Raw genomic sequence first — 1,063 nt, 5'->3', positions numbered from 1 at the left:
CCATCGCCAGCGCCTCACGCGGCGAGATCCCGAAAAAGCCCGGGTCGAAGTGGCCGGCGTCCGCCACGAAGCCGCCCTCGCGGGCGTAGCTCGTTCCGCTGTGGTCCGGGTCCTCGTGGTAGAGCGCCGCGAGGTCCCAGCCACGATCGGTCGGGAACTCCGAGATCGCGTCCCGGCCCTCCATGACCAACCGCCACAGATCCTCCGGAGTCTCCACCCCACCCGGATAACGGCAACCCAGACCCACGATCGCAATCGGCTCATCATCAGCGGCCGACACCACCACCGGACCCGCCACCGCGGCCGCGGCCCCCACAACCTCCGCACGCAGGAACTCCGCCAACACCGCAGGCGTCGGATAGTCGAACACCAGCGTCGCGGGCAGCCGCAGCTCACTCACCGCACCCAGCGCGTTCCGCAACTCCACCGCCGTCAGCGAGTCAAAGCCCAGCTCACGGAAGGAGCGGTCGGGCTCGACCGTCTCCGGACCGGCGTACCCGAGCACCGTCGCGACGTTCGTACGCACCAGGTCCAGCAGCACATCGAGCTGCTGGGCCTCGTCCAGCCCGGCGAGCCGCCGCGCCAGCACACCCGACGCCGCCACGCCCTCCGCCGCACGCCGCGCCGGAACCCGCACCAGACCCCGGAACAGCGGCGCCAGCGCACCGCTGCCCGCCTGCGCCCGGAGCGCGGCCATGTCCAGCGACATCGGCACCAGCACCGCCTCGCCGAGGCGGCCCGCGGCGTCGAACAGCTCCAGACCTTCGGTGGCCGAGAGCGCCACCACGCCACCCCGGCTCATCCGGGACACATCCGCGTCGTCCAGCTCACCGGTCATCGCACTGGAGTCGGCCCACAGGCCCCAGGCCAGCGAGGTGGCGGGCAGGCCGAGCGCCGTACGGTGCTGGGCGAGGGCGTCCAGGTAGGCGTTGGCGGCGGCGTAGTTGCCCTGCCCCGCGTTGCCGAACACACCGGCGGCCGAGGAGAAGAGCACGAACGCCGACAGGTCCAGCTCGCGGGTCAGCTCATGCAGGTTCCAGGCCGCGTCCACCTTCGGGCGCAG

1 protein-coding gene is annotated in these 1,063 nt (G+C 72.2%); it reads right to left on the bottom strand.

The window, feature by feature from the left end; genetic code table 11:
• On the bottom strand, nt 1-1,063 hold a 1,063-nt coding region (locus IEJ02_RS47785; RefSeq protein ID WP_223865627.1), incomplete at both ends, for a beta-ketoacyl reductase.

Source organism: Streptomyces sp. 5-10 (genome assembly GCF_014712245.1).
GTDB lineage: Bacteria > Actinomycetota > Actinomycetes > Streptomycetales > Streptomycetaceae > Streptomyces > Streptomyces violaceusniger.
The sequence above is the reverse complement of the archived record's forward strand: the minus strand, read 5'-3'. Positions and strand labels throughout refer to the sequence as shown.